5 protein-coding genes are annotated in these 24,615 nt (G+C 73.2%); all 5 read left to right on the forward strand.

What is annotated here, in order from left to right:
- The first annotated feature begins 4 nt into the window (after nt 1-4).
- From ACTWNK_RS24110 to ACTWNK_RS24130, 5 genes are read left to right on the forward strand one after another with little or no spacing between them, the layout of a single operon-like run.
- Nucleotides 5-757: a thioesterase II family protein gene (locus ACTWNK_RS24110; protein ID WP_474306746.1), complete on the forward strand. Its 753-nt coding sequence runs from the start codon at nt 5-7 to the stop codon at nt 755-757.
- A gap of 15 nt (nt 758-772) precedes the next feature.
- Nucleotides 773-985 (forward strand): MbtH family protein, encoded by a 213-nt coding sequence (locus tag ACTWNK_RS24115; protein ID WP_474306747.1) that lies wholly within the window; start codon nt 773-775, stop codon nt 983-985.
- Between the two features lie 35 nt (nt 986-1,020).
- Entirely contained in the window at nt 1,021-10,344 is a 9,324-nt protein-coding gene (locus ACTWNK_RS24120) for an amino acid adenylation domain-containing protein (protein WP_474306748.1), read from the forward strand.
- Between the two features lie 33 nt (nt 10,345-10,377).
- Complete coding sequence (locus tag ACTWNK_RS24125) at nt 10,378-23,574, forward strand: amino acid adenylation domain-containing protein (protein ID WP_474306749.1); 13,197 nt, start codon at nt 10,378-10,380, stop codon at nt 23,572-23,574.
- A gap of 14 nt (nt 23,575-23,588) precedes the next feature.
- Complete coding sequence (locus ACTWNK_RS24130; RefSeq protein WP_474306750.1) at nt 23,589-24,614, forward strand: hypothetical protein; 1,026 nt, start codon at nt 23,589-23,591, stop codon at nt 24,612-24,614.
- Nucleotide 24,615: the final 1 nt, after the last annotated feature.

Consider the following 24,615-nt stretch of genomic DNA (forward strand, 5'->3'; position numbering starts at 1 on the left):
GCGAGTGCCGAGACCGGACGTCAGGCTGGTCTGCTTCCCCCACTCGGGTGGGTCCGCCGGTTACTTTCGCGGCTGGAAATCGGTGTTACCCGAAGGCGTCGAACTCCTCGCGGTCCGCTATCCCGGCCGGGAGGAACGACTGGGCGACCCCTTCGCCGAGGACATGGACGAACTGGCGGGCGCCATCGCCAGGGCATGCGCGCGCTTCGACGACGCGCCGCTGGCCTTCTTCGGCCACAGCCTGGGCTCGCTGGTCGCCTACGAGGTCGCCGCGCGGGTGTCGCAGTGGTACGGCATCACGCTGCGGGCGCTGTTCGCCTCCAGCTGCCAGGCGCCCTGGCTGGCCCCACGGCTCGGCCTCGGCGACGCCGACGACGCGGCGCTCATCGAACGGATCAGACAGCTCGGCGGCACCGACATGCGCGTCTTCGACGACCTGGAGCTGCGCGAGCTGGTCATGCCCGCCATCAGGGCCGACTACCGGCTGCTCGACCGCTACACCGAACCGGCCACGACCGCGCTCGACTGCCAGGTCCGCGCCTACCACGGCAGCGACGACCCCGGCGTCGACCCGGGCGGCGTCGCCGCGTGGTCACGTGCGACCGGGCGTGAGTTCTCCGCCCAGGTCTTCCCCGGCGGGCACTTCTACCTCGCCGACCACCTGCCCGCCCTGGCCCGCGACGTGTTCGCGCGCCTCGGCGCCCCCGCGGTCAGGCCTCCTGCCCGCTCCAACCTGTTCTACGTCCTAGCCATGTGAGAGAGGCGACCCGTCATGGTCAACCCGTTCGAGGACCCCAGCGCCGCGTACTTCGTACTCGTCAACGACGAGGGCCAGCACTCGCTCTGGCCCGCCTTCAGCCCCGTGCCCGACGGCTGGAACGTGGTATTCGGCCAGGCCGCACGCCAGGACTGCCTGGAGCACATCGAGAGGTCCTGGACCGACATGCGGCCCAAGAGCCTGATCGCCGCCATGGAAAGCAACTGACGAACGCCGACAAGGCAAGCCGAAGGAGGGACCGCATGTCTGCGGTTGGTGGTGTGAGCCCGCTGGCCAGGCGGCGGACGACCCTGGCGACACTGTCCGGGCTGATCGAGGCCCAGGCGGCCAGGACGCCGGGCGCCGTCGCGCTGACGGCCGACGGCGTACGGGTGACCTACGCCGAGTTCGACCGGCTGGCCGGGCGGCTGGCCGGGCGGCTCGCGGCGCTGGGCGTCGGCGCCGAGGACGTCGTCGCCCTGGCGATGCCGCGCTCGGTCACGGCGATCACGGCCGTCCACGCGATCGCCAAGACGGGGGCGGCCTGGCTGCCCGCGGATCCCTCCCTCCCGGCCGAACGGCTCCTGCACATGTTCGCCGACTCGGCGGCGAAGCTGGTCCTCACCACGGCGGAGCACGCCGCCGCCCTGCCCGGCTGCGGCCTGCCCGTCCTGCTCGCCGACGACCTGACGGCCGCCGCGCCGTACCCGGTGCGCCCGTTCGGCCCGGCCAACACCGCCTATGTCATCTACACCTCGGGCTCGACCGGAACGCCCAAGGGCGTGGCCGTCACCCACACCGGGCTGGCCTCGCTGCTGGCCACCCACACGGCGCAGACCGGCATCGACGCGACCTCCCGCGTCCTGCAGGGCGCGTCGCTGAGCTTCGACGTGTCCGTCTCCGACATCCTCACCGCGCTCGCCGTCGGCGCCGCTCTGGTCCTGCCGGACGAGCAGAGCCAGATGGTGGGCGAGGAGCTGGCCGGCCTGATCGGGCGGTTCGGTGTCACGCATGCCGACCTGTCGCCCGCGATGCTGGCCACCCTGCCTGACGTGCCGCTGCCCACGCTGCGGACGATCACGGTCGGCGGCGAGGCGACCTCCCGTGAGCTGGTCGCCCGCTGGAGCGGCAGGCACACGCTGATCAACGGCTACGGCCCGACCGAGACCACCGTGACCGCCACCATGAGCGGCCCGCTGACCGGCCGCGAGGAACCGCCGATCGGCCTGCCGTGCCGCGACACGAGCCTGCACGTCCTGGACGCCGCCCTGCGCCCGGCCGAGGAGGGCGAGCTGTACATCGCGGGCCCCGGCCTGGCCAGAGGCTATGTCGGCAGGCCCGGCCTGACCTCCGAGCGCTTCGTCGCCTGCCCGTACGGCGAGCCCGGCGAGCGCATGTACCGCACCGGCGACCTGGTCAGGGTCCGCCCGGACGCCCAGCTGGAGTTCGTCGGCCGCGTCGACGACCAGGTGAAGATCCGCGGCTTCCGCATCGAACCCGGCGAGGTCGAAGCGGCCCTGTGCACCCACCCGTCCGTACGGCAGGCCGCCGTGCTCGCCCGCCAGGACGAACCGGGCCGCAGGTACCTGGCCGCCTACGTCGTGGGCCACGCCGACCCCGCCGCCCTGCGCGAGCACTGCGCGAGACGCCTGCCGCACCACATGGTGCCCGCCGCGTTCGTCGTCATGGACGCGCTGCCGCTCACCACCTCGGGCAAGGTCGACAGGAAGGCACTGCCGGCGCCGGTCTTCGGCGGCCGGGCGAGCGGCCGTACGGCGGCGAGCGAGCCGGAGCGCGTGTTGTGCGAGCTGTACCGCCGGGTGCTCGGCCTGGCCTCGGTCGGCGTCGAGGAGTCGTTCTTCGAGCTCGGCGGCGACTCGATCACCGCCATCCAGCTCGTGTCCGAGGCCCGCAGGGCCGGGCTGCGCATCACCCCGCGCGACGTCTACACGGCGGCCAGTGTGACGGCGCTGGCCAGGCTCGCCGCCACCGTCGACGAGCGTCCCGCCGTGGCCGAGGAGGAGGGCGCGAACCTCGGCGAGGTGCCCGCGACTCCCATCGTCGCCTGGCTGGCCGACCAGCGCGGCCCGCTCGACGGCTACCACCAGTCGATCACGCTGACTCTGCCCCCGCGTACCGGCGCCGAGCGCCTGACCGCCGCAGTGCAGGCCGTGCTCGACCGGCACGACGTGCTGCGGCTGCGTACCTCTCCCCTGGACGTGCGGCCGTGGACGCTGACCGTCGAGCCGCAGGGCGCGGTGCGCGCCGGTGACGTGCTGGAGGTCGTCAGGACCAGGGCGGACTACGAGCGGGCGGCGCGGCAGGCGCGGGCACGGCTGCGGCCGGAGGCCGGGATCGTCGTGCGCGCGGTCAGGCACAACAGGCGGCTGCTGCTGGTCGTGCACCACATGGTCGTCGACGGCGTGTCGTGGCGCATCCTCCAGGCCGACCTGCTGGCCGCCGTCGGCGGGGCCGAGCTCGAACCGGTGCCGACGTCGTTCCGCCGGTGGGCGACGCGGCTCGGCCAGGAGGCGCTCACGCCCTCGCGAACGGCCGAGCTCCCCCTCTGGACCGAGATCCTCGACACCCCGCACCTCCCGCTCGGCGCGCGGGCGTTCGACCCCGCGCTCGACACCCACGCCACCGGGGGCTCGCTCAGGCTGGCCCTTCCCGCCGGGCTCACCGAGGCGCTGCTGACCCAGGCGCCCGCCGCCTTCCACGCGCAGGTCAACGACGTGCTGCTGACGGCGTTCGCCCTCGCGCTCGGGCACTGGCGGGGCCGCCGCGCGCCGGTGCTGGTCTCCGTCGAGGGGCACGGCCGCGAGGAGATCGTGGACGGCGCGGACCTGTCGCGTACGGCGGGCTGGTTCACCTCGGTCTTCCCCGTCAGGCTCGACCCGGGCCGGGTGAGCTGGGCCGACGTGCTCGCCGGAGGGCCGGGCGTCGGCGAGGCGGTCAAGCGGGTCAAGGAGCAGCTGCGGGCGATCCCCGACCACGGCATCGGCTACGGCCTGCTCAGGTACCTCAACCCCGACACGGCCGGGATCCTGGCCGCCAGGCGCGACCCCGAGATCGAGTTCAACTACCTCGGCCGTTTCCCCCTGGACGGCGTGACCCAGGCCGACTGGCTGGCCGGCGCCGACCTGCTGGGCGAGGGCGGCGAGCCCGGGATGGCGCTGCCGCACGCGCTCGGCCTCGACGCCCTCACGCTCGACACCCCCGAAGGGCCGGTGCTGCTGGCCGAGTGGACGTGGGCGGGCGACCTGCTGGACGAGCGCGAGACGGGCGAACTGGCCGAGGCGTGGTTCGCCGCCCTGCGCGGTGTCGTCGAGCACACCGCGCGTGCGGGCGCGCCCGTGCACACGCCTTCGGACTTCCCGCTCGTCGCCGTGCGTCAGGCCGATCTCGACTCGCTGGCCGCCTGCCACGCGCCCGGTGTGGTCGCCGACGTGTGGCCCGCCTCCTCGACGCAGCGCGGCATCGCCTTCCACTCCGACTACGAGCGCGACGGCGCCGACGTCTACACCGCCGTGTGCGGCTTCGACCTGACCGGAGAGCTGGAGCCCGCCCGGTTGCGGGCCGCGGCCGACGCCCTGCTGGAGCGCCACCCCAATCTGCGGGTCGCCTTCCATCAGGCGGGCGACGGCTCGACGCTGCAGGTCGTGGTGGACGGCGTGCGGGCCTCGTTCACCGAGGCCGATCTGTCGGACGAGCCCGATGCCGAGGCGCGGGTGGCGGAGATCGTGCGGGAGGAGCGTGCGCGCAGGTTCGAGCCGGCCAGGCCGCCGCTGGTGCGCTGGCTGCTGCTGCGGCTCGCGCCGGGCCGGCACAGGCTCGTCGTCTCGGCGCATCACATCCTGCTCGACGGCTGGTCCATGCCGATCTTCGCCGAGGAGCTGTGGGCCCTGTACGCGAGCTCGGGCGAGGAGTCGGCGCTGCCGCCGCGCACGCCGTACCGCGACTACGTGGCCTGGACGGGCACGCGGGACCGGGCGGCGGCCGAGCGGGCGTGGGGCCGGGCGCTGGCCGGGTTCGAGGAGCCGACGCTGGTGGCGCCCGGAGTGCGGGCCGGTGAGCTGCCCGGACGGCTGCGGACCGAGCTGCCCGCCGGGACGGGCGAGCGGCTGGCCGCACTGGCCAGGGCGAGCGGCGTGACGGCCAATACCGTACTGCAGGCCGTGTGGGCGGTGCTGCTGTCCAGGCTGACCGGGCAGGGCGACGTCGCCTTCGGGATGACGGTATCCGGGCGTTCGCACGAGATCGCCGGTGTGGAGCGCATGGTCGGCCTGCTGATCGACACCGTGCCGGTACGGGCGCTCGTGCGTCCGGCCGAGAGCTGGGCCGATCTGCTGACCCGGCTGCATGCCGAGCAGGCGGACCTGCTGGAGCACCAGCACCTGGGCCTGGCCGACATCCAGCGATGCGCGGGCGTCGGCACGCTGTTCGACACGGTCGTCGTGTACGGCAACTACCCCGACAGCGGTCCGCTCGGCCTCGACGGCGTCCTGGACGTGCGCCTCCTGGACGACGCCGACAGCGCGCACTACCCGCTCGTGCTGGCCGTGACGCCCGGCGAGCGGCTCGGCCTGCAGCTGGACCACCAGCCGTCGGCGTTCACCGCCGAGCAGGCCATGACCCTGCTCGGCCGGTTCGAACGGCTGCTCGGCCACCTGCTGGACGCCCCCGCCTCGCCGATCGGCCGCGCCGGTGTGCTGACGCCGCAGGAACGCGCCCAGGTGCTCGGCGCGTGGAACGACACCGCGTGCCCCGTGCCGTACGGCAGCCTGCCCGAGCTGTTCGCCGCGCAGGCCGCCCGCACGCCCGACGCGGTGGCGCTCGTCTCCCCCGGCCTCCGGCTCACCTACGCCGAGCTCGACGAACGCGCCGAACGCCTGGCCGACCGGCTGGCCGAGGCCGGAACGGGCCCGGAGACGCCGGTCGCGATGCTGGTCGGCCGCTCGCCCGAGCAGGTGGTCGCCCTGCTGGCCGTGCTGAAGGCGGGCGGCCTGTACGTGCCGCTCGACGACAGGCATCCCCTCGAACGCCTCGATCGCATGCTGGCCGAGGCCGGGGCCCGGCTGCTGCTGGTCGACGAGGCGCACGAGGCCCACCGCCTGACCGGCCACGACGGCGTCCGGACCCTGCGCGTGCACGACGCCGCCCTCGCTCCCGCCAGGCCGCCGGTCCGTGTGCTGCCGGGCAACCGGGCGTACATGATGTTCACCTCGGGCTCGACGGGCGTGCCGAAGGGTGTCGCGGTCACCCATGCCAACGTGGTGGCGCTGGCCGCCGACCGGCGGTTCCGGGCCGAGGCGCACCGCAGGGTGCTGCTGCACTCGCCGCTCGCGTTCGACGCCTCCACCTACGAGCTGTGGGTGCCGCTGCTGTCGGGCGGCCAGGTCCTCATCGCACCCCCTGGGGAGCTCGACCTCGACGCCATGAGCGCCCTGCTCATCGAACAACGCCCCACCGCCGCTTTCTTCACCACGGCCCTGTTCAACCTGCTGGCCGAACACCCTTCACACCCGCTGGCCGGACTGCGCGAGGTCTGGAGCGGCGGCGAAGCCGGATCGGTCACCGCCATGCGCCGAGCCGTCGAACGCTGCCCCGACCTCACCTTCGTCCACGTCTACGGCCCCACCGAAACCACCACCTTCGCCACCGACCACCCGGTGCGCCGCCCCTTCGACTACCCAGCCGTACCCCCCATCGGCCGGCCGATGGACAACACCCAGACCTTCATCCTCGACACCGCCCTCCAGCCCGTCCCGGTGGGCGTCGCGGGTGAGCTCTACATCGGCGGCGCGGGACTCGCCCAGGGCTACGCCGGACGGCCAGGCCTGACCGCCGAACGCTTCGTGGCCTGCCCGTACGGCCCCGGCCGCATGTACCGCACCGGCGACGTCGTGCGCTGGAACGCGGGCGGCGACATCGAGTTCGTCGGACGCGCCGACGACCAGGTCAAGATCCGAGGGTTCCGCATCGAACTGGGCGAGGTCGAAACGGTCGTCGCCGGACACCCCTCGGTCCAGCAGGTCGTCGTCCTGGTACGCGAGGACCGGCCGGGCGACAAACGCCTGGTCGCCTATGTGACCGGCGACGCCGTACCGGAAGACGTGCGAGCGCATGTCGCCGGGCGGCTCCCGGCGTACATGGTGCCGGTCGTGGTCGTCATGGACGCGCTGCCGATGACCGCCAACCAGAAGGTGAACCGCCGGGCGCTTCCCGCACCCGGCCTGGGGACGGCCGAGGGACGCGAGCCGCGCACACCGCGTGAGGAACTGCTGTGCGCCCTGTTCGCCGAGGTGCTCGGCGTCGAACGCGTCGGGGTCGACGACGGCTTCTTCGCCCTGGGCGGCCATTCGCTGCTGGCCACCAAGCTGGTCAGCCGCATCCGGAGCGTGCTCGACGTCGAACTGCCGATCAAGGCCCTGTTCGAGCATCCCGACGTCGCCGGGCTCGACCGCTACCTGGCCGGTGCGCAGGGCGCGGCCGTGCGTCCGGCGCTTCGGCCGGTGGCGAGGCCCGAGCACGTGCCGCTGTCGTACGCCCAGCAGCGGCTCTGGTTCGTCGAGCAGCTCGAAGGGCCGAGCGCGCTGTACAACACGCCCTTGGCCGTCAGGCTCGACGGCCGGGTCGACGCCGATGCGCTGCGGGCGGCGCTGGGCGATGTGGTGGCCAGGCACGAGGCGTTGCGCACGGTCTTCCCCTCGGTCGAGGGGCTGCCGGGGCAGCGGATCGTCGAGGACGCGCGTCCCCTGCTCGACGTCCACGTCTGCGCCGATGCGCGGGCGGCGGTCGAGCGCATCGCGGTGGAGCACGTCTTCGACATCGCGGTGGACGTCCCGCTGCGGGCCTGGCTGCTGTCGCAGTCGCAGGGCGAGCACGTCCTGCTCCTGCTGCTGCACCACATCGCGGGCGACGGCTGGTCGCTGCGACCGCTGTTCGACGACCTGGCCACGGCGTATCGGGCGCGACTGGACGGCCGGGCGCCGGACTGGGAGCCACTGCCGGTCCAGTACGCCGACTACGCCCTCTGGCAGCGCGACCTGCTCGACGACCTCATGGACGCACAGCTCACGCACTGGCGGGGGGCGCTCGACGACCTGCCCGAAGAGCTGGCCCTGCCCTACGACCGGCCGAGGCCGGGCCGGGCCGGGCATCGGGGCGGGAACGCGCCGTTCGAGGTGGACGCCGAGCTGCACGCCAGCCTGGGCAGGCTGGCGGGCGAGCACCAGGTGAGCCTGTTCATGCTGCTGCAGGCGGCCGTCGCCACCCTCTACGCCAAGCTCGGAGCCGGGACCGACATCCCGCTCGGCACCCCGATCGCCGGGCGGACGGACGAGGCGCTCGACGACCTCGTCGGGTTCTTCGTCAACACCCTCGTCCTGCGCACCGACCTGTCCGGCAACCCCACCTTCACCGACGTCCTCAAGCGCGTCCGGACCGCCAACCTCGACGCCTACACCCACCAGGACGTGCCCTTCGAACGGCTCGTCGAGCACCTCAACCCGGCCCGTGTCCCGGCCAGGCACCCGCTGTTCCAGACGCTGATCACGATGAACAGCCAGACGCCGCTCCCGGCCGGGTTCGCCGGGCTCGGCTGCGCTGAGTACCCGTTCGACCTGGACATCGCCAAGTTCGACCTGGCGTTCAACTTCGCCGAGGCGCAGGGCGTGACCGGGATGATCGAGTACGCCCGCGACCTGTTCGACCACGACACCGTCGTCACGCTGGCCGAGCGCCTGGTCAGAGTGCTGCGAGCCGTCGCGGACGAGCCGGACCTGCCGATCGCCGAGCTCGACATCCTCTCCCCGCGGGAACGCGAACGCCTGCTCGTGGAGTGGAACGACACCGCAACCCCGGTGCGCACCGACACCACCCTGCACGAGCTGTTCGCCGCCCAGGCCGCCCGCACCCCCGACGCGATCGCACTCGCCTCGCACGACCTCCGCCTCACCTACGCCGAACTCGACGCCCGCTCCACCGACCTCGCCCACCACCTGCGCACCCTCGCCCCCCTCACCCCCGACACCCCCGTCGCCATCCTCATGGAACGCGGCCCCGACCTCGTCACCACCATCCTCGCCATCCTCAAGACCGGCGCCGCCTACCTCCCCCTCGACCCCACCCACCCGCTCGACAGACTCCGGCAGACCCTCGCGGGCGTCCCCCTCCTCGTCACCGACCGGCCCTCCCCGGAGCTCGACACCCCGGCCTACCTCCACGGCGCACCGCCACCACCGTCCGGACAGCCGATCACCACCACCACGACACACCCCGACCACACCGCCTACGTCATGTACACCTCCGGCTCCACCGGAACGCCCAAGGGCATCACGATCACTCACCGGAACGTGCTCGACCTGATCGCCAACAGGTGCTGGAGCCGGCCGTACCCGCAGCGGATCCTCTTCCACGCGCCGCACGCCTTCGACGCCTCCACCTACGAGCTCTGGGTGCCGCTGCTGTCGGGCGGCACGGTGGTGCTCGCGCCGCCCGGACAGGTGGACGCGGCGGCGATACGGTCGCTGGTCAAGGAGCACGGCCTGACACACGTGCACGTGACGGCGGGGCTGTTCCGGGTGGTCGCCGAGGAGGACCCGGACGCGTTCGCCGGGGTGCGGGAGGTGCTGACCGGGGGCGACGTGGTCTCGCCGCACGCGGTGCGCCGGGTGCGCGCGGCCCATCCCGGCATCACGGTCAGGATCCTGTACGGCCCGACCGAGACGACCCTGTGTGCGACCCAGCTGGAGGCGGGGCCCGGACGGCTGTCGATCGGCCGCCCGATGGACAACACCCGCGTGTACGTCCTCGACCCTGGCCTGCGACCGGTGCCGGTCGGCGTGCCCGGCGAGCTCTACATCTCCGGCGAGGGCCTGGCCAGAGGGTATGTCGCCAGGCCCGGCCTGACCGCCGAACGCTTCGTCGCCTGCCCGTACGCCCCCGGCCGCATGTACCGCACCGGCGACGTCGTGCGCTGGAACGCGGGCGGCGACATCGAGTTCCTCGGCCGGGCCGACGACCAGGTCAAGATCCGGGGCTTCCGCATCGAGCTCACCGAGATCGAGACCGTGATCGGCGAACACCCCTCGGTACGCCAGGCGGTCGTCCTGGCCCGCGAGGACCGGCCAGGCGACAAACGCCTGGTCGCCTATGTGACCGGCGACGCCGCACCGGAAGACGTGCGCGAACACGTCGCCGGGCGCCTGCCCGCGTACATGGTGCCGATCGTCGTCGTGCTCGACGCCCTGCCGGTCACCACGAACGGCAAGGTCGACCGCAGGGCGCTTCCCGCCCCCGACTTCGGCCCGGCGGGCGGGCGGGCGCCACGCACCGCGCAGGAGAAGGCGCTGTGCGGGCTGTTCGCCGAGATCCTCGGCCTCGACGAGGTCGGCGTCGGCGACAGCTTCTTCGACCTCGGCGGCCACTCGCTGCTCGCCACCAAGCTCGTCAGCCGCATCAGGACCGTACTGGGCGCCGAGCTGCCGATCCGCTCCCTGTTCGACGCGCCCACCGTCGAGGCGCTCGCCTGCGCCCTGCCCCAGGCGGGTCCGGCCAGGCCCGCCCTGCGCCCGAGGCGCTGAGCAGCTCCCCCATCCCCCCGTCGGAGGAAGACCATGATCCCGCTTTCGTACGCGCAACAGCGCCTGTGGTTCATCGAGCAGTTAGAGGGGCCGAGCGCCCTGTACAACACGCCGCTCGTGCTCCGGCTCGGCGGCGGCGGCGTCGACGCCGAGGCCCTGCGGGCGGCGCTGGGCGACCTGGTGGCCAGACACGAGGCGCTGCGCACGGTGTTCGTCAGCGAGAACGGCAGGCCGCGCCAGGAGATCCTGGCCGAGGACGTGCGCCCGGTGCTCCAGGTGCTGGCCTGCGCGGACGCCGCGCAGGTACGGGCCTCGGTCGAGGCGGCGGCGGGCCACGTCTTCGACATCGCCACCGAGCTGCCGATCCGGGCGTGGCTGCTCTCCCGGCCGGACGGCGAGCACGTGCTGGTGCTGCTGCTGCACCACATCGCGGGCGACGGCTGGTCGGTCGGGCCGCTGTTCGACGACCTGGAATGCGCCTACGAGGCCCGGCTGGCCGGCCGGGCCCCCGTCCAGGAGCCGCTGCCGGTGCAGTACGCCGACTACGTGCTGTGGCACCACGACCTGCTCGGCGACGCCGACGACCGGGCGAGCGTGCTGAGCGCGCAGCTGGCGCACTGGGCGAGCGCACTGGCCGGGACGCCGGACGAGCTGGCCCTGCCCTACGACCGGGCCAGGCCCGCCACGGCGAGCTACCGGGGAGGCGTGGCGGGCTTCGAGCTGGACGCCGAGGCGCACGCGGCGCTCGTGCGGGTGGCGGCCGAGCACCAGGTGAGCCTGTTCATGCTGCTGCAGGCCGCCGTCGCCACCCTCTACGCCAGGCTGGGCGCCGGGACCGACATCCCGCTCGGCACCCCGATCGCCGGACGCACGGACGAGGCGCTGAACGACCTGGTCGGGTTCTTCGTCAACACGCTCGTCCTGCGCACCGACCTGTCCGGCGACCCGACGTTCGCCGAGGTGCTGGGCCGGGTCCGGACCGCCAACCTCGACGCCTACAGCCATCAGGACGTGCCGTTCGAGCGGCTGGTCGAGCACCTCAACCCGGCCCGGGTGCCCGCCAGGCATCCGCTGTTCCAGACGGCGGTCACACTGGACAGCCAGACGCCGCTGCCGTCGTCGTTCGCCGGGCTGGCCTGCGAGGAGTACCCGTTCGGGCTGGACGTGGCCAAGTTCGACCTGACGTTCGCCTTCTCCGAGTGCGCGTCCGGCCTGACCGGTTCGCTGGAGTACGCGGCCGATCTGTTCGACCATCGCACGGCGACGACACTGGCCGAACGGCTGCTGCGCGTGCTGCTCGTGGTCGCGGCCGATCCCCGGACGCCGATCTCGGCGGTCGACGTGCTCGCGCCCGAGGAGCGCGCGGAGATCCTGGCCGACTGGAACGACACCACCCGCCCGGTGCCGGACGGCAGCCTGCCCGAGCTGTTCGCCGCCCAGGTCGCCCGCACACCCGATGCGGTCGCGCTGCGCCAGGGCGACCGGGAGCTGACCTACGCGGAGCTGGACGAGCGCGCCGATCGGCTGGCCCGCAGGCTGGCGGCCGAAGGCGTGGGGACCGAGAGCCGGGTCGTGCTCTTCATGGAGCGTTCCTTCGACGCGGTGAGCGCCATCCTGGGCGTGCTCAAGGCGGGCGGCATGTACGTGCCGCTCGACCCGCGCTATCCGGCCGCGCGTATCGAGGCGATCCTGCGCCGGAGCGAGGCCCGGCTGGTCCTGGGCGACGAGAACGCCCTGCGGGTGGCCTTCCCGGCTCTGCCCGACGCCATGCCCGTGCTCGATGTCGCCACCCTCCTCAGCGAGTACGAGCCAGACACCACCTCTGCTGGGCGAAATATTCCCATAAATGGCGACCAGCTGGCCTATGCCATGTTCACCTCGGGCTCCACGGGTGCACCCAAGGGGGTCGCGGTCACCCACCGCAACATCGTGGCGCTGGCCGCCGACCGGCAGTTCCGGGCCGAGGCGCACCGCAGGGTGCTGCTGCACTCGCCGCTCGCGTTCGACGCCTCCACCTACGAGCTGTGGGTGCCGCTGCTGTCGGGCGGCCAGGTCCTCATCGCACCCCCTGGAGAGCTCGACCTCGACGCCATGAGCACCCTGCTCATCGAACAACGCCCCACCGCCGTCTTCTTCACCACGGCCCTGTTCAACCTGCTGGCCGAACACCCTTCACACCCGCTGGCCGGTCTGCGCGAGGTGTGGAGCGGCGGCGAAGCCGGATCGGTCACCGCCATGCGCAGGGCGGTCGAACGCTGCCCCGACCTCACCTTCGTCCACGTCTACGGCCCCACCGAAACCACCACCTTCGCCACCGACCACCCGGTGCGCCGCCCCTTCGACTACCCAGCCGTCCCCCCCATCGGCCGGCCGATGGACAACACCCAGACCTTCATCCTCGACACCGCACTCCAGCCCGTCCCGGTGGGCGTGGCCGGTGAGCTCTACATCGCGGGCGAAGGCCTGGCCAGAGGCTATGTCGGCAGCCCGGCACTGACCGCCGAACGCTTCGTGGCCTGCCCGTACGCCCCCGGCCGCATGTACCGCACCGGCGACGTCGTGCGCTGGAACGCGGGCGGCGACATCGAGTTCGTCGGACGCGCCGACGACCAGGTCAAGATCCGGGGCTTCCGCATCGAGCCCGGCGAGATCGAGGTCGTCGTCGCCGCACACCCGTCCGTACGGCAGGCCCTGGTGATCGTCCGCGAGGACCGGCCGGGCGACAAACGCCTGGTCGCCTATGTGACCGGCGACGCCGTACCCGAGGACGTGCGCGCGCATGTCGCCGAGCGGCTGCCCGCGTACATGGTGCCGGTCGTGGTCGTCATGGACGCGCTGCCGATGAACGCCAATCAGAAGGTCGACCGCAGGGCGCTGCCGGTTCCCGAGTCCGGGCCGGGCGACGGCCGCGCGGCCCGGACGCCGCGTGAGGAACTGCTGTGCGGCCTGTTCGCCGAGGTGCTCGGTGTCGAACGGGTCGGTGTGGACGACAACTTCTTCGAGCTGGGCGGCCATTCGCTGCTGGCCACCAAGCTGGTCAGCCGCATCCGGAGCGTGCTCGACGTCGAACTGCCGATCAAGGCGCTGTTCCAGCACCCCTGCGTCGCCGGGCTCGACCGCTACCTGGCCGCCCAGGCGGGTGGCGTCGAGCGCAGGCCGCTGGTGCCGGCCGTACGGCCCGAGCAGGTGCCGTTGTCGTTCGCGCAGCAGCGGCTGTGGTTCATCGAGAGCCTGGAGGGGCCGAGCGCGCTGTACAACACGCCGTTCGCCGTCGGGCTCGACGGCCGTGTGGACGCCGATGCGCTGCGGGAGGCGCTGGGCGACCTGGCCGGGAGGCACGAGGCGTTGCGCACGGTCTTCCCGAGTGTGGACGGCGTGCCGTACCAGCGGGTGCTGGAGGGCGTCTCGCCGACGCTCGACGTGCGGGCGTGCGGCGACGACGCCGAGACGCGGGCCGCCGTGGAGGAGCTGGCGCTGGGCGTGTTCGACATCGCGGTGGACGTCCCGCTGCGGGCCTGGCTGCTGTCGCGCTCGGACGACGAGCACGTGCTGGTGCTGCTGCTGCACCACATCGCGGGCGACGGCTGGTCGCTGCGACCACTGTTCGACGACCTGGCCACGGCGTATCGGGCGCGGCTGGACGGCCGGGCGCCGGACTGGGAGTCACTGCCGGTCCAGTACGCCGACTACGCCCTCTGGCAGCGCGACCTGCTCGACGGCCTCATGGACGCACAACTCGCGCACTGGGAGCGGGCGCTCGGCGACCTGCCCGAAGAGCTCGCCCTGCCCTACGACCGGCCGAGGCCCGCGACGCCCAGCCATGTGGGCGGCGTGGCGGCCTTCGAGCTGGACGCCGAGGCGCACGCGCGGCTCGTCCGGGTGGCAGCCGAGCACCAGGTGAGTGTGTTCATGCTGCTGCAGGCGGCCGTCGCCACGCTCTACGCCAAGCTCGGAGCCGGGACGGACATCCCGCTCGGCACCCCGATCGCCGGGCGGACGGACGAGGCGCTGGACGACCTCGTCGGGTTCTTCGTCAACACCCTGGTCCTGCGCACCGACCTGTCGGGCGACCCGACGTTCGCCGAGGTGCTGGGCCGGGTCAGGACCGCCAACCTCGACGCCTACACCCACCAGGACGTGCCGTTCGAACGGCTCGTCGAGCACCTCAACCCGGCCCGTGTCCCGGCCAGGCATCCGCTGGTCCAGACCGTCATCACGATGAACAGCCAGACGCCGCTGCCGGACGAGTTCGCCGGGCTCGGCTGCCGGGAGTACCCGTTCGACCTGGACATCGCCAAGTTCGACCTGACGTTCACCTTCGCCGAGGAGGCCACCGGGCTGACCGGCACGCTGGAGTACGCCGCCGACCTGTTCGACGCCGCCACCGCGACGGCCATCACCGAACGCCTGGTCCGCGTGCTGACGGCCGTGACCGGCGAGCCCGGCACGCGGATCGCCGAGCTGGACGTGCTCTCGCCCGGCGAGCGGCGCCGGCTGCTGGTCGAGTGGAACGAAACGGCCGCGCCCGCCACCACCGGAGCGACGCTGCACGAGCTGTTCGCCGCCCAGGCCGCCCGCACCCCCGACGCGATCGCACTCGCCTCGCACGACCTCCACCTCACCTACGCCGAACTCGACGCCCACTCCACCGACCTCGCCCACCACCTGCACACCCTCGCCCCCCTCACCCCCGACACCCCCGTCGCCATCCTCATGGAACGCGGCCCCGACCTCGTCACCACCATCCTCGCCATCCTCAAGACCGGCGCCGCCTACCTCCCCGTCGACAGACTCCAGCAGACGCTCGACGGCGTCCCCCTCCTCGTCACCGACCGGCCCCCTCCCCCCGGGCTCGGCATCCCGGCCTACGTCCACGGCGCACCGCCACCACCGTCCGGACAGCCGATCACCACCACCACGCGCCCCGACCACACCGCCTACGTCATGTACACCTCCGGCTCCACCGGAACGCCCAAGGGCATCACGATCACCCATCAGAATGTGATCGACCTGGCCCGCGACCGGTGCTTCGAGGAGATCGCGGGACGCAAGGTCCTGCTGCACTCGCCGACCGCGTTCGACGCCTCGACGTTCGAGCTGTGGGTGCCGCTGCTGTCGGGCGGCACGGTCGTGCTCGCGCCGCCCGGACGGCTGGGCACGGCCGACTTCACCGCCCTGCTCGCCGGAGGCCGGGTCGACGCGCTGTGGCTGACGGCCGGGCTGTTCAACCTGGTCGCACAGGAGGCGCCCGAGGCGTTCGCGGCCGTCGCCGAGGTGTGGACAGGCGGCGACGTCGTCTCGCCCGTCGCGGTCAGGCAGGTGCTCGAGCGCTGTCCCGGCCTGGTGGTCGTGGACGGCTACGGCCCGACGGAGACCACGACGTTCGCCACCCGGCACCGGATGCGGGCGGCCGGAGCGGTGCCCGCCTCGGTGCCGATCGGCAGGCCGCTGGACAACATGCGGGTGTACGTCCTGGACGCCGGGTTGCGCCCGGTCCCCGCCGGGGTCGCCGGCGAGCTGTACATCGCGGGCGCGGGCCTCGCCCGCGGCTACGCCGACCGGCCCGGCCTGACCGCCGAACGCTTCGTCGCCTGCCCGTACGGCCCCGGCCGCATGTACCGCACCGGCGACGTCGTGCGCTGGAACGCGGGCGGCGACATCGAGTTCGTCGGACGCGCCGACGACCAGGTCAAGATCCGGGGCTTCCGCATCGAGCCCGGCGAGATCGAGGCGGTCATCGCCGGACATCCGGCCGTACGACAGGCCCTGGTGATCGCCCGCGAGGACCGGCCGGGCGACAAACGCCTGGTCGCCTATGTGACCGGCGACGCCGCACCGGAAGACGTGCGCGAACACGTCGCCGGGCGCCTGCCCGCGTACATGGTGCCGATCGTCGTCGTGCTCGACGCCCTGCCGGTCACCGCCAACGGCAAGGTCGACCGCAGGGCGCTTCCCGCCCCCGACCTGGGCTCGGGCGAGGGGCGGACGCCGCGTACGCCACGCGAGGAGATCCTCTGCGCCCTGTTCGCCGAGGTGCTCGGCGTCGAACGGGTCGGGCTCGACGACAACTTCTTCGACCTGGGCGGCCACTCGCTGCTCGCCACCCGGCTGGCCGGGCGCATCCGCGGGGTGCTGGGGGTCGAGCTGCCGATCCGGGTGCTGTTCCAGCATGCCGACGTCGCCTCGGTCGAGCACTACCTGGCCGCCGGGCAGGGCGGGGCCGTGCGTCCGGCGCTTCGGCCGGCGGTCAGGCCCGAGCACGTGCCGCTGTCGCATGCGCAGCAGCGGCTCTGGTTCGTCGAGCAGCTCGAAGGGCCGAGCGCGCTGTACAACACGCCGTTCGCGGTCAGGCTGCACGGCCGCGTGGACGCCGACGCGCTGCGGGAGGCGCTCGGCGACCTGGTGGCCAGGCACGAGGCGCTGCGCACGGTGTTCCCCACGGTCGAAGGGGTGGCCAGGCAGGAGGTGCTCGACGGAGTGCGGCCCGAGCTGCACCTGGAGGGCGAGGTGGCGGACATCGTCGCCCGGACGTTCGACCTGGCGACCGACATCCCGGTGCGGGCCTGGCTGCTGCCGCGCGGGGACGACGAGCACCTGCTGGTGCTGCTGCTGCACCACATCGCGGGCGACGGCTGGTCACTCCGGCCGCTGTTCGACGACCTGGCCACCGCCTACCGGGCGCGACTGGACGGGCGGGCGCCGGACTGGAAGCCACTGCCGGTCCAGTACGCCGACTACGCCCTCTGGCAGCGCGACCTGCTCGACGACCTCATGGACGCACAGCTCGCCCACTGGCGGGAGGCGCTCGACGGGATGCCCGAAGAGCTGGCACTGCCCTACGACCGGCCGAGGCCCGCGACGCCCGGTCATGAGGGCGACCTGGCCGAGTTCCACGTTCCCGCCGAGCTGCACGCCGAGCTCGTACGGGTGGCGGCCGAGCATCAGGTGAGCCTGTTCATGCTGCTGCAGGCCGCCGTCGCCACCCTCTACAGCAGGCTGGGCGCCGGGACCGACATCCCGCTCGGCACCCCCATCGCCGGACGCACGGACGAAGCGCTCGACGACCTCGTCGGATTCTTCGTCAACACCCTCGTCCTGCGCACCGACCTGTCCGGCAACCCGACCTTCGCCGAGGTGCTGCGGCGCGTCCGGACCGCCAACCTCGACGCCTACACCCACCAGGACGTGCCCTTCGAACGACTCGTCGAGCACCTCAACCCGGCCCGCGTGCCCGCCAGGCACCCGCTGTTCCAGACCGTCGTCACCTTCGACAACCAGAGCAGGGCCGAGCTCGACTTCGCCGGGCTGCGCGGGGTCATGGAGCCGGTGGGCGAGGCGCACGCCCAGTTCGACCTGAACTTCGTCTTCACCCGGACGCACGACGGCCTGGCCGGAGCCGTCGAGTACGCCCGCGACCTGTTCGACCCCGGTACGGCGAGCGCGCTGGCCGAGCGGCTGGTCAGGGTGCTCCGGGCGGTGGCCGCCGACCCGGGCGGGAGCGTGTCCGGCATCGACGTGCTGTCGCGGGACGAGCGCGACCTGCTGCTGCGCACCCGCAACGACACGGCCGACGGCCAGGGCGCCGGGCGCTGCCCGCACGAGCTGTTCGAGGCACGGGCCGCCGCGGCGCCCGACGCGGTGGCCGTGGTGTCGGGCGATGCCCGCGTCACCTACGCCGAGCTCAACGCCCGCGCCAACCACATCGCGCACACGCTGCTCGATCACGGCCTGGCCGCCGAGGAGCCGGTCGCGGTGCTGATGGAACGCGGCGTCGAGCTGGTGGCCACGGTGCTGGCCGTGGCCAAGGCCGGGGGCACGTACGCGCCGCTCGACCCGCGCTACCCGCTGCCCAGGCTGCGGCACGTCCTGGACGCGACCGACGCCCGGCTGCTGCTCGTCGACGCCGCGCACACCGGGCACCCGATCGCGGCCGTCCCCGGCACGACCGTGCTGGAGATCGCGGGCGCCGGGCGCGCCGAGGCCGGCCCCGCCGTCCGGGTGCACCTGGACCAGCTGCTGTACGTCATGCACACCTCGGGCTCGACCGGGCTGCCCAAGGGCGTGGCCGTCACGCACCGCAATGTCGCCGACCTGCTGGCCAATCCCCAGTTCGGGACCGGCGCGCACGAACGCACGCTGCTGCACTCGCCGACCGCCTTCGACGCCTCCACGACCGAGATCTGGGTGCCCCTGGTGACCGGAGGCGCGATCGTGTCGGCCCCGCCCGGCCCGCTCGACGCGCACACGCTGGCCGCCACCGTCGCCGAGCACGAGGTGACGCTGGTCCAGGCGCCTTCGGGACTGCTCAGTGTGCTGGCCGCCGAGTCGCCGGAGAGCTTCCGCGCGGTCAGGCAGGTGTGGACGGGCGGCGACGTGGTCTCGCCCGCCGCCGTACGCGACCTGATCGCCGCCTGCCCGGACGTCACGGTCGTCGCCGTCTACGCGCCGACCGAGACCACGGCCATCAAGACCTGCCACACCGTCACCGCCGCGACCGGCGTGCCCGCGACCGTGCCGATCGGCCGCCCGATGCGCAACACCCGCGTGTACGTCCTGGACGCCTGGCTGCAGCCCGTGCCCTCCGGCGTGGCCGGAGAGCTCTACATCGCGGGCGACGGCCTGGCACGCGGCTACCTCGCCAGACCCGCCCAGACGGCCGAACGCTTCGTGGCCTGCCCGTACGGCCCCGGCCGCATGTACCGCACCGGCGACCTGGTGCGCTGGAACAGCACGGGCGAGCTGGAGTTCGTCGGCCGCGCCGACGAACAGGTCAAGATCCGAGGGTTCCGGGTGGAGCTCGGCGAGGTCGAGTCGGTCCTGGCCGAGCACCCGTCGGTACGGCGGGCGCTGGTCGTCGCCAAGGACAACCGCCTGATCGGCTATGTCACCGGCGACGGCGACGGCGAGAGGCTGCGTGCGCACGCCGCGAGCAGGCTGCCCGACTACATGGTGCCCGCCGCGGTCGTCGTGCTCGACGCGCTGCCGGTCACGGCCAACGGCAAGGTGGACCGCCGTGCGCTGCCCGAGCCGGACTTCGGGCCATCGGGCGGGCGCGGGCCGCGTACCCCGCGTGAGGAGATCCTGTGCGGGCTGTTCGCCGAGGTGCTCGGCGTCGACCGGGTCGGCCTCGACGACGACTTCTTCGACCTGGGCGGCCACTCCCTGCTGGCGACCAGGCTGGTCGGCCGTATCCGCGGTGTGCTCGGCGCCGAGGTGTCGATCAGGGCGCTCTTCCAGCACCCGGACGTCGCCCGGCTCGACCGGCACCTGGACGAGGCCGGGCACGCCGCCGCCAGGCCGCCGCTGACGCCGCTCGCCCGGCCGGAGCTGGTGCCGCTGTCGCACGCCCAGTCGCGGCTGTGGTTCATCGAGCAGATGAAGGGCACCGGCGGGCTGTACAACTCGCCGCTCGCGCTGCGCCTGCACGGCCCGCTCGACGTGCACGCCCTGCGGCTGGCGCTGGGCGACGTGGCCGAGCGGCACGAGGTGCTGCGCACGGTCTTCCACGTCGTGGGCGGCGTGCCGTACCAGAAGGTGCTCGACGGGGTTTCGCCCGAGCTGCACGTGCGGGCGGTCAGGGACGAGCGGGCGCTGGGCCGGGCGTTGCGGCTGGCGCAGGGCTACACCTTCGACCTGTCGGCCGAGCCGCCGATCAGGGCCACGCTGTTCGCACGCGGCGAGCGGGAGCACGTGCTGGCGCTGGTCATGCATCACATCGCGGGCGACGGCTGGTCGCTCGGGGCGCTGCTGCGCGACCTCGGCGCGGCCTACGAGGCGCGGACGGCGGGCGAGCGGCCGGGCTGGGCGCCGCTGCCGGTGCAGTACGCCGACTACGCGCTGTGGCAGCGGGAGCTGCTGGGCGCCGAGGACGACGAGGCGTCGCTGCTGAGCACGCAGCTGGCCTACTGGCGGGCCACGCTGGCGGGCGCGCCGCAGGAGCTGGCACTGCCGTTCGACCGGCCGAGACCCGCCGTGGCCGGGAACGGGGGCGACTCGGTCGAGCTCCGGATCGGGCCCGACGTGCACGCCGCACTGGCCGCACTGGCCAGACGGGAGAACGCCAGCCTGTTCATGGTCCTTCAGGCGGCGCTCGCCACCCTGCTCGGCCGGCTCGGCGCGGGAAGCGACCTGCCGATCGGCACCGTGATCGCCGGACGCACCGACGACGCCCTTGAGCACCTGGTCGGCTTCTTCGTCAACACGCTCGTCCTGCGCACCGACGTGTCGGGCGACCCGACGTTCACCGAGCTGCTGGCCCGGGTCCGCTCGCTCGACCTGGACGCGTACGGCCATCAGGACGTGCCGTTCGAGCGGCTGGTCGAGGCGCTGAACCCGGTCAGGTCCATGGCCAGGCACCCGCTGTTCCAGGTGATGCTCACCCTGCACGACAGCACGGCCGCCGAGGCGCGGCTGCCCGGATTGCGGGCCGAGACGATGGAGCTGGAGACCGGGACGGCCAAGTTCGACCTGTCGTTCGGACTCGGCGAGACACGCGCGCCCGACGGCACGCCCGGCGGGCTGACCGGCGTGTTGGAGTACGCCACCGGCCTGTTCGACCGGGACACGGCCGAACACCTCGCCGCGCGCTTCGCCGCCGTGCTCGAAGCCGTGGCCGCCGATCCCGGCCTGCGGGTGGGCCAGGTCGACGTCCTGACCGACGCCGAACGCGCCCTGACGCCGGACACGAGCCGGTACACGCCCGCGCCCGGCACGCTGAAGGACCTGTTCGAGGCGCAGGCCGCCCGCACGCCGGGCAACGTGGCGCTGAGCCTGGGCCGGGAGCGGCTGACCTACGCCGAGCTCGACGCGCGTGCCGACCGGCTGGCCCGGCTGCTGGTGGCACGGGGCGCCGGGCCCGAGCGGTTCGTCGCCCTGGCGCTGCCGCGCTCGCTCGACCTGGTCGTGGCGATCGTCGCGATCGTCAAGACGGGCGCCGCCTACGTGCCGATCGACCCCGGCTACCCGGCCGACCGCATCGCCTACACGCTCGCCGACGCGGCGCCCGTCCTGCTGGTCAGCACCGCCGAGGTCGTCGCGGGCCTGCCGCGGGGCGGGCCGCCGTGCCTGCTGATCGAGGAGGCCGACCTGGACACCGGACCGACCGGCAGCCCGGCCGCGGGCGTCGAGCCGGGCCATCCGGCCTATGTCATCTACACCTCGGGCTCGACCGGCAGGCCCAAGGGCGTGGTCGTGCCGCACGGCAATGTGGTGCAGCTGATGGCCGCGACCGAGCAGTGGTTCGGCTTCGGCCCGGACGACGTGTGGACGCTGTTCCACTCCTACGCCTTCGACTTCTCGGTGTGGGAGCTGTGGGGGCCGCTGCTGAACGGCGGGCGCCTGGTCGTGGTGCCGCGTGAGGTCAGCAGGTCGCCCGGGGAGTTCCTCGCCCTGCTCGCCGACGAGCGGGTCACCGTGCTCAACCAGACGCCTTCGGCCTTCTACCAGCTCATGCAGGCCGACGCCGACGACCCCGGCACCGGGGCGCGACTGGCCCTGCGCAGCGTGATCTTCGGCGGCGAGGCGCTCGACCTGAGCAGGCTGACCGACTGGTACGCGCGCCACCGCGACGACGCCCCCGTCCTGGTCAACATGTACGGCATCACCGAGACCACGGTGCACGTCTCCTACCGCGCGCTGGACGCCGCGACCGCCGACGGGCAGAGCCGCTCGCTCATCGGGGCGGCCATCCCGAGCCTGCGCGTCCACGTGCTCGACGCCACCCTGCGACCGGCGCCGACGGGAGTCGCGGGCGAGCTGTTCGTCGCGGGCGAAGGTCTGGCCCGCGGTTACCACGACCGGCCCGCGCTGACCGCCGAACGGTTCGTCGCCGACCCGTACGGCCCGCCGGGCACCCGCATGTACCGCACCGGCGACCTGGCCCGCCGGGCCTCGGACGGCGAGCTCGAATACCTCGGGCGCATCGACGACCAGGTCAAGATCCGGGGCTTCCGCATCGAACTCGGCGAGATCAACGCCGTGCTCGGCGCCCAGCCGGGCGTCGCGCACAGCGCCGTCGTGGTCCGCGAAGGGCGCCTGGTCGGGTACCTGGTCGCACGCGGCGAGCCGGACACGGCCGCCGTGCGCGCCGCACTGGCGGCCAGGCTGCCCGAGCACATGGTGCCCGCCGCGCTCGTCGTGCTCGACGCGCTGCCGCTGACCCCCAACGGCAAGCTGGACCAGCGGGCGCTGCCCGCCCCCGACCTCGGCGCGGCCGAAGGCGGCAGGCAGCCGCGCGACGCCAGGGAGCAGGTGCTCTGCGAGCTGCTGGCCGAGTCGCTCGGCCTGGCCAGGGTCGGCATCGACGACAACTTCTTCGACCTGGGCGGCCACTCCCTGCTCGCGGCCAGGCTGGTCGCCGAGATCCGCGCCCGCACCGGGCTCGACCTCGGGGTGCGCGACCTGTTCCAGGCGCCGACCGTGGCGCAACTGGCCGCGCTGGACGCGGCGCCGGGCCGGGAGAGCTTCCCCGTCCTGCTGCCGATCAGGGCCAGGGGCACACGCAACCCGCTGTTCTGCGTGCACCCGGCGGCCGGCATCAGCTGGGTCTACACCGGCCTGCTCGGCCATCTCGACGCCGACCGCCCCATCTACGGGCTGCAGGCGCCCGGCCTGTCGGACCTGTCCCTGCACCCGGTCAGTGTGGAGAAGCTGGCTCTGGCCTACGTCGAGCAGATCAGGGCCGTCCAGCCCGCCGGGCCCTACGCCCTGCTCGGGTGGTCGTTCGGCGGGGTGGTCGCCCATGCGGTCGCCGCCGAGCTGCAGGCCCAGGGCGAGGCGATCGAACTGCTCGCCGTGCTCGACGGCTACCCCGAGCTCGACGAGAGCCCGGCGAGCCGGGACCCCGGCCTGCTGGCCGCCATCCTCACCTCGCTCGGCCAGCCGGTGGGCGACATCACCGGCTGGCCGAGCACCCCCGACGAGCACGCCGCGCTCGTCGCGCATGGCGAAGGCCCGCTGTCCGGGCTGAGCGGCGAAGGCGTCGCCCGCGTCGTCGGGGTCTTCCTCGCCAACCTGGCGCTGGCCGCCGAGCGGCCACGGCGGATCTACGACGGGGACGTGCTGTTCTTCCTCGCCGCAGCCGACCGCCCGGCCTCCGCGCCCGACCCGTCGGCCTGGCACCCCTACGTGTCCGGCCGTCTCGACATCCATCACGTGCCCGCCACCCACGGCGAGCTGACCGGCCCCGCCGCCCTGGCGGTCATCGGTCCCGTACTGAACTCCCACCTCTGAGATCGGAAACGCACATGAACAAGTACGACATCCCCGAGCAGTGGCACGGCCAGGCCGCCACCCCCATCGCGCCCGCCGACGCCTACAACGGCTACATCGCGGCGAACGTCATCTTCGCCCTGGACCGGCTCGGCCTGCTGGAGCGGATCGCCGCCGGCGACCAGCTCTACAGCGAGGACCTCAAGGACAACGACCGGGCCGAGGCCATCCTGCGGGCGGCCACCTGCTGCGGCTATCTCAAGGCCGACGACGAGGTCTACATCCCCACCGAGGCGGGCCGGGAGGTCGCCCGCTCGCGCGGCTACTTCACCTGGGCGGTCGGCGGCTACAACGAGGTGTTCGCCAACGCCGGGCAGCTCACCCAGGGCAGCAGGCGCTACGACCCCAGCGACATCCACCGCGAGGAGTCGATGGTCGCGCTCGGCTCGGCGCAGTGCGACCAGTCCATGTTCGCCGCCCTGCTGGACGAGGTGCTCGACGACGTCGAGTTCGGCACCATCGCCGACCTCGGCAGCGGCAACAGCGCCAGGGTCGCGAGAGTCGTCGGCAAGCGCCCCGGCACCCGCGGCCTGGGCATCGACATCAGCGAGCCCGCCACGCTCATGGCCAGGCGTGACATCGCCGCCGCCGGGCTGAGCGACCGGGTGCAGGCCGTACAGGCCGACGTGCTGGGGGTGCTGGACAGGCGGCGGCGGCTGGAGATCACCGGGGATGTGGACACGGTGATGAGCTTCTTCCTGCTGCACGACCTGCTCGCCGACCCGGCGACCCGGGCCGACATCCTGCCCAGGATGCGCGAGGCCTTCCCCGCCGCCCGCAGGTTCGTGCTCGGCGACACCATGCTGCGCGACCATGTCGAGCACGACAGCAGGCAGCCGATCTTCTCGGTCGGGTTCGAGCTCGCCCACGCCATGATGGGCATCCCGCTGCACACCAGGTCCACCTACGACCGGCTGTTCACCGACGCCGGGCTGCGCATCGCCAGGGTCGAGCCGTTCGCGACCCCGCACTCGTGGCTGTACGTCCTGGAGGCGGTGTGAC

This window comes from Nonomuraea sp. IBHARD001, from assembly GCF_056106265.1.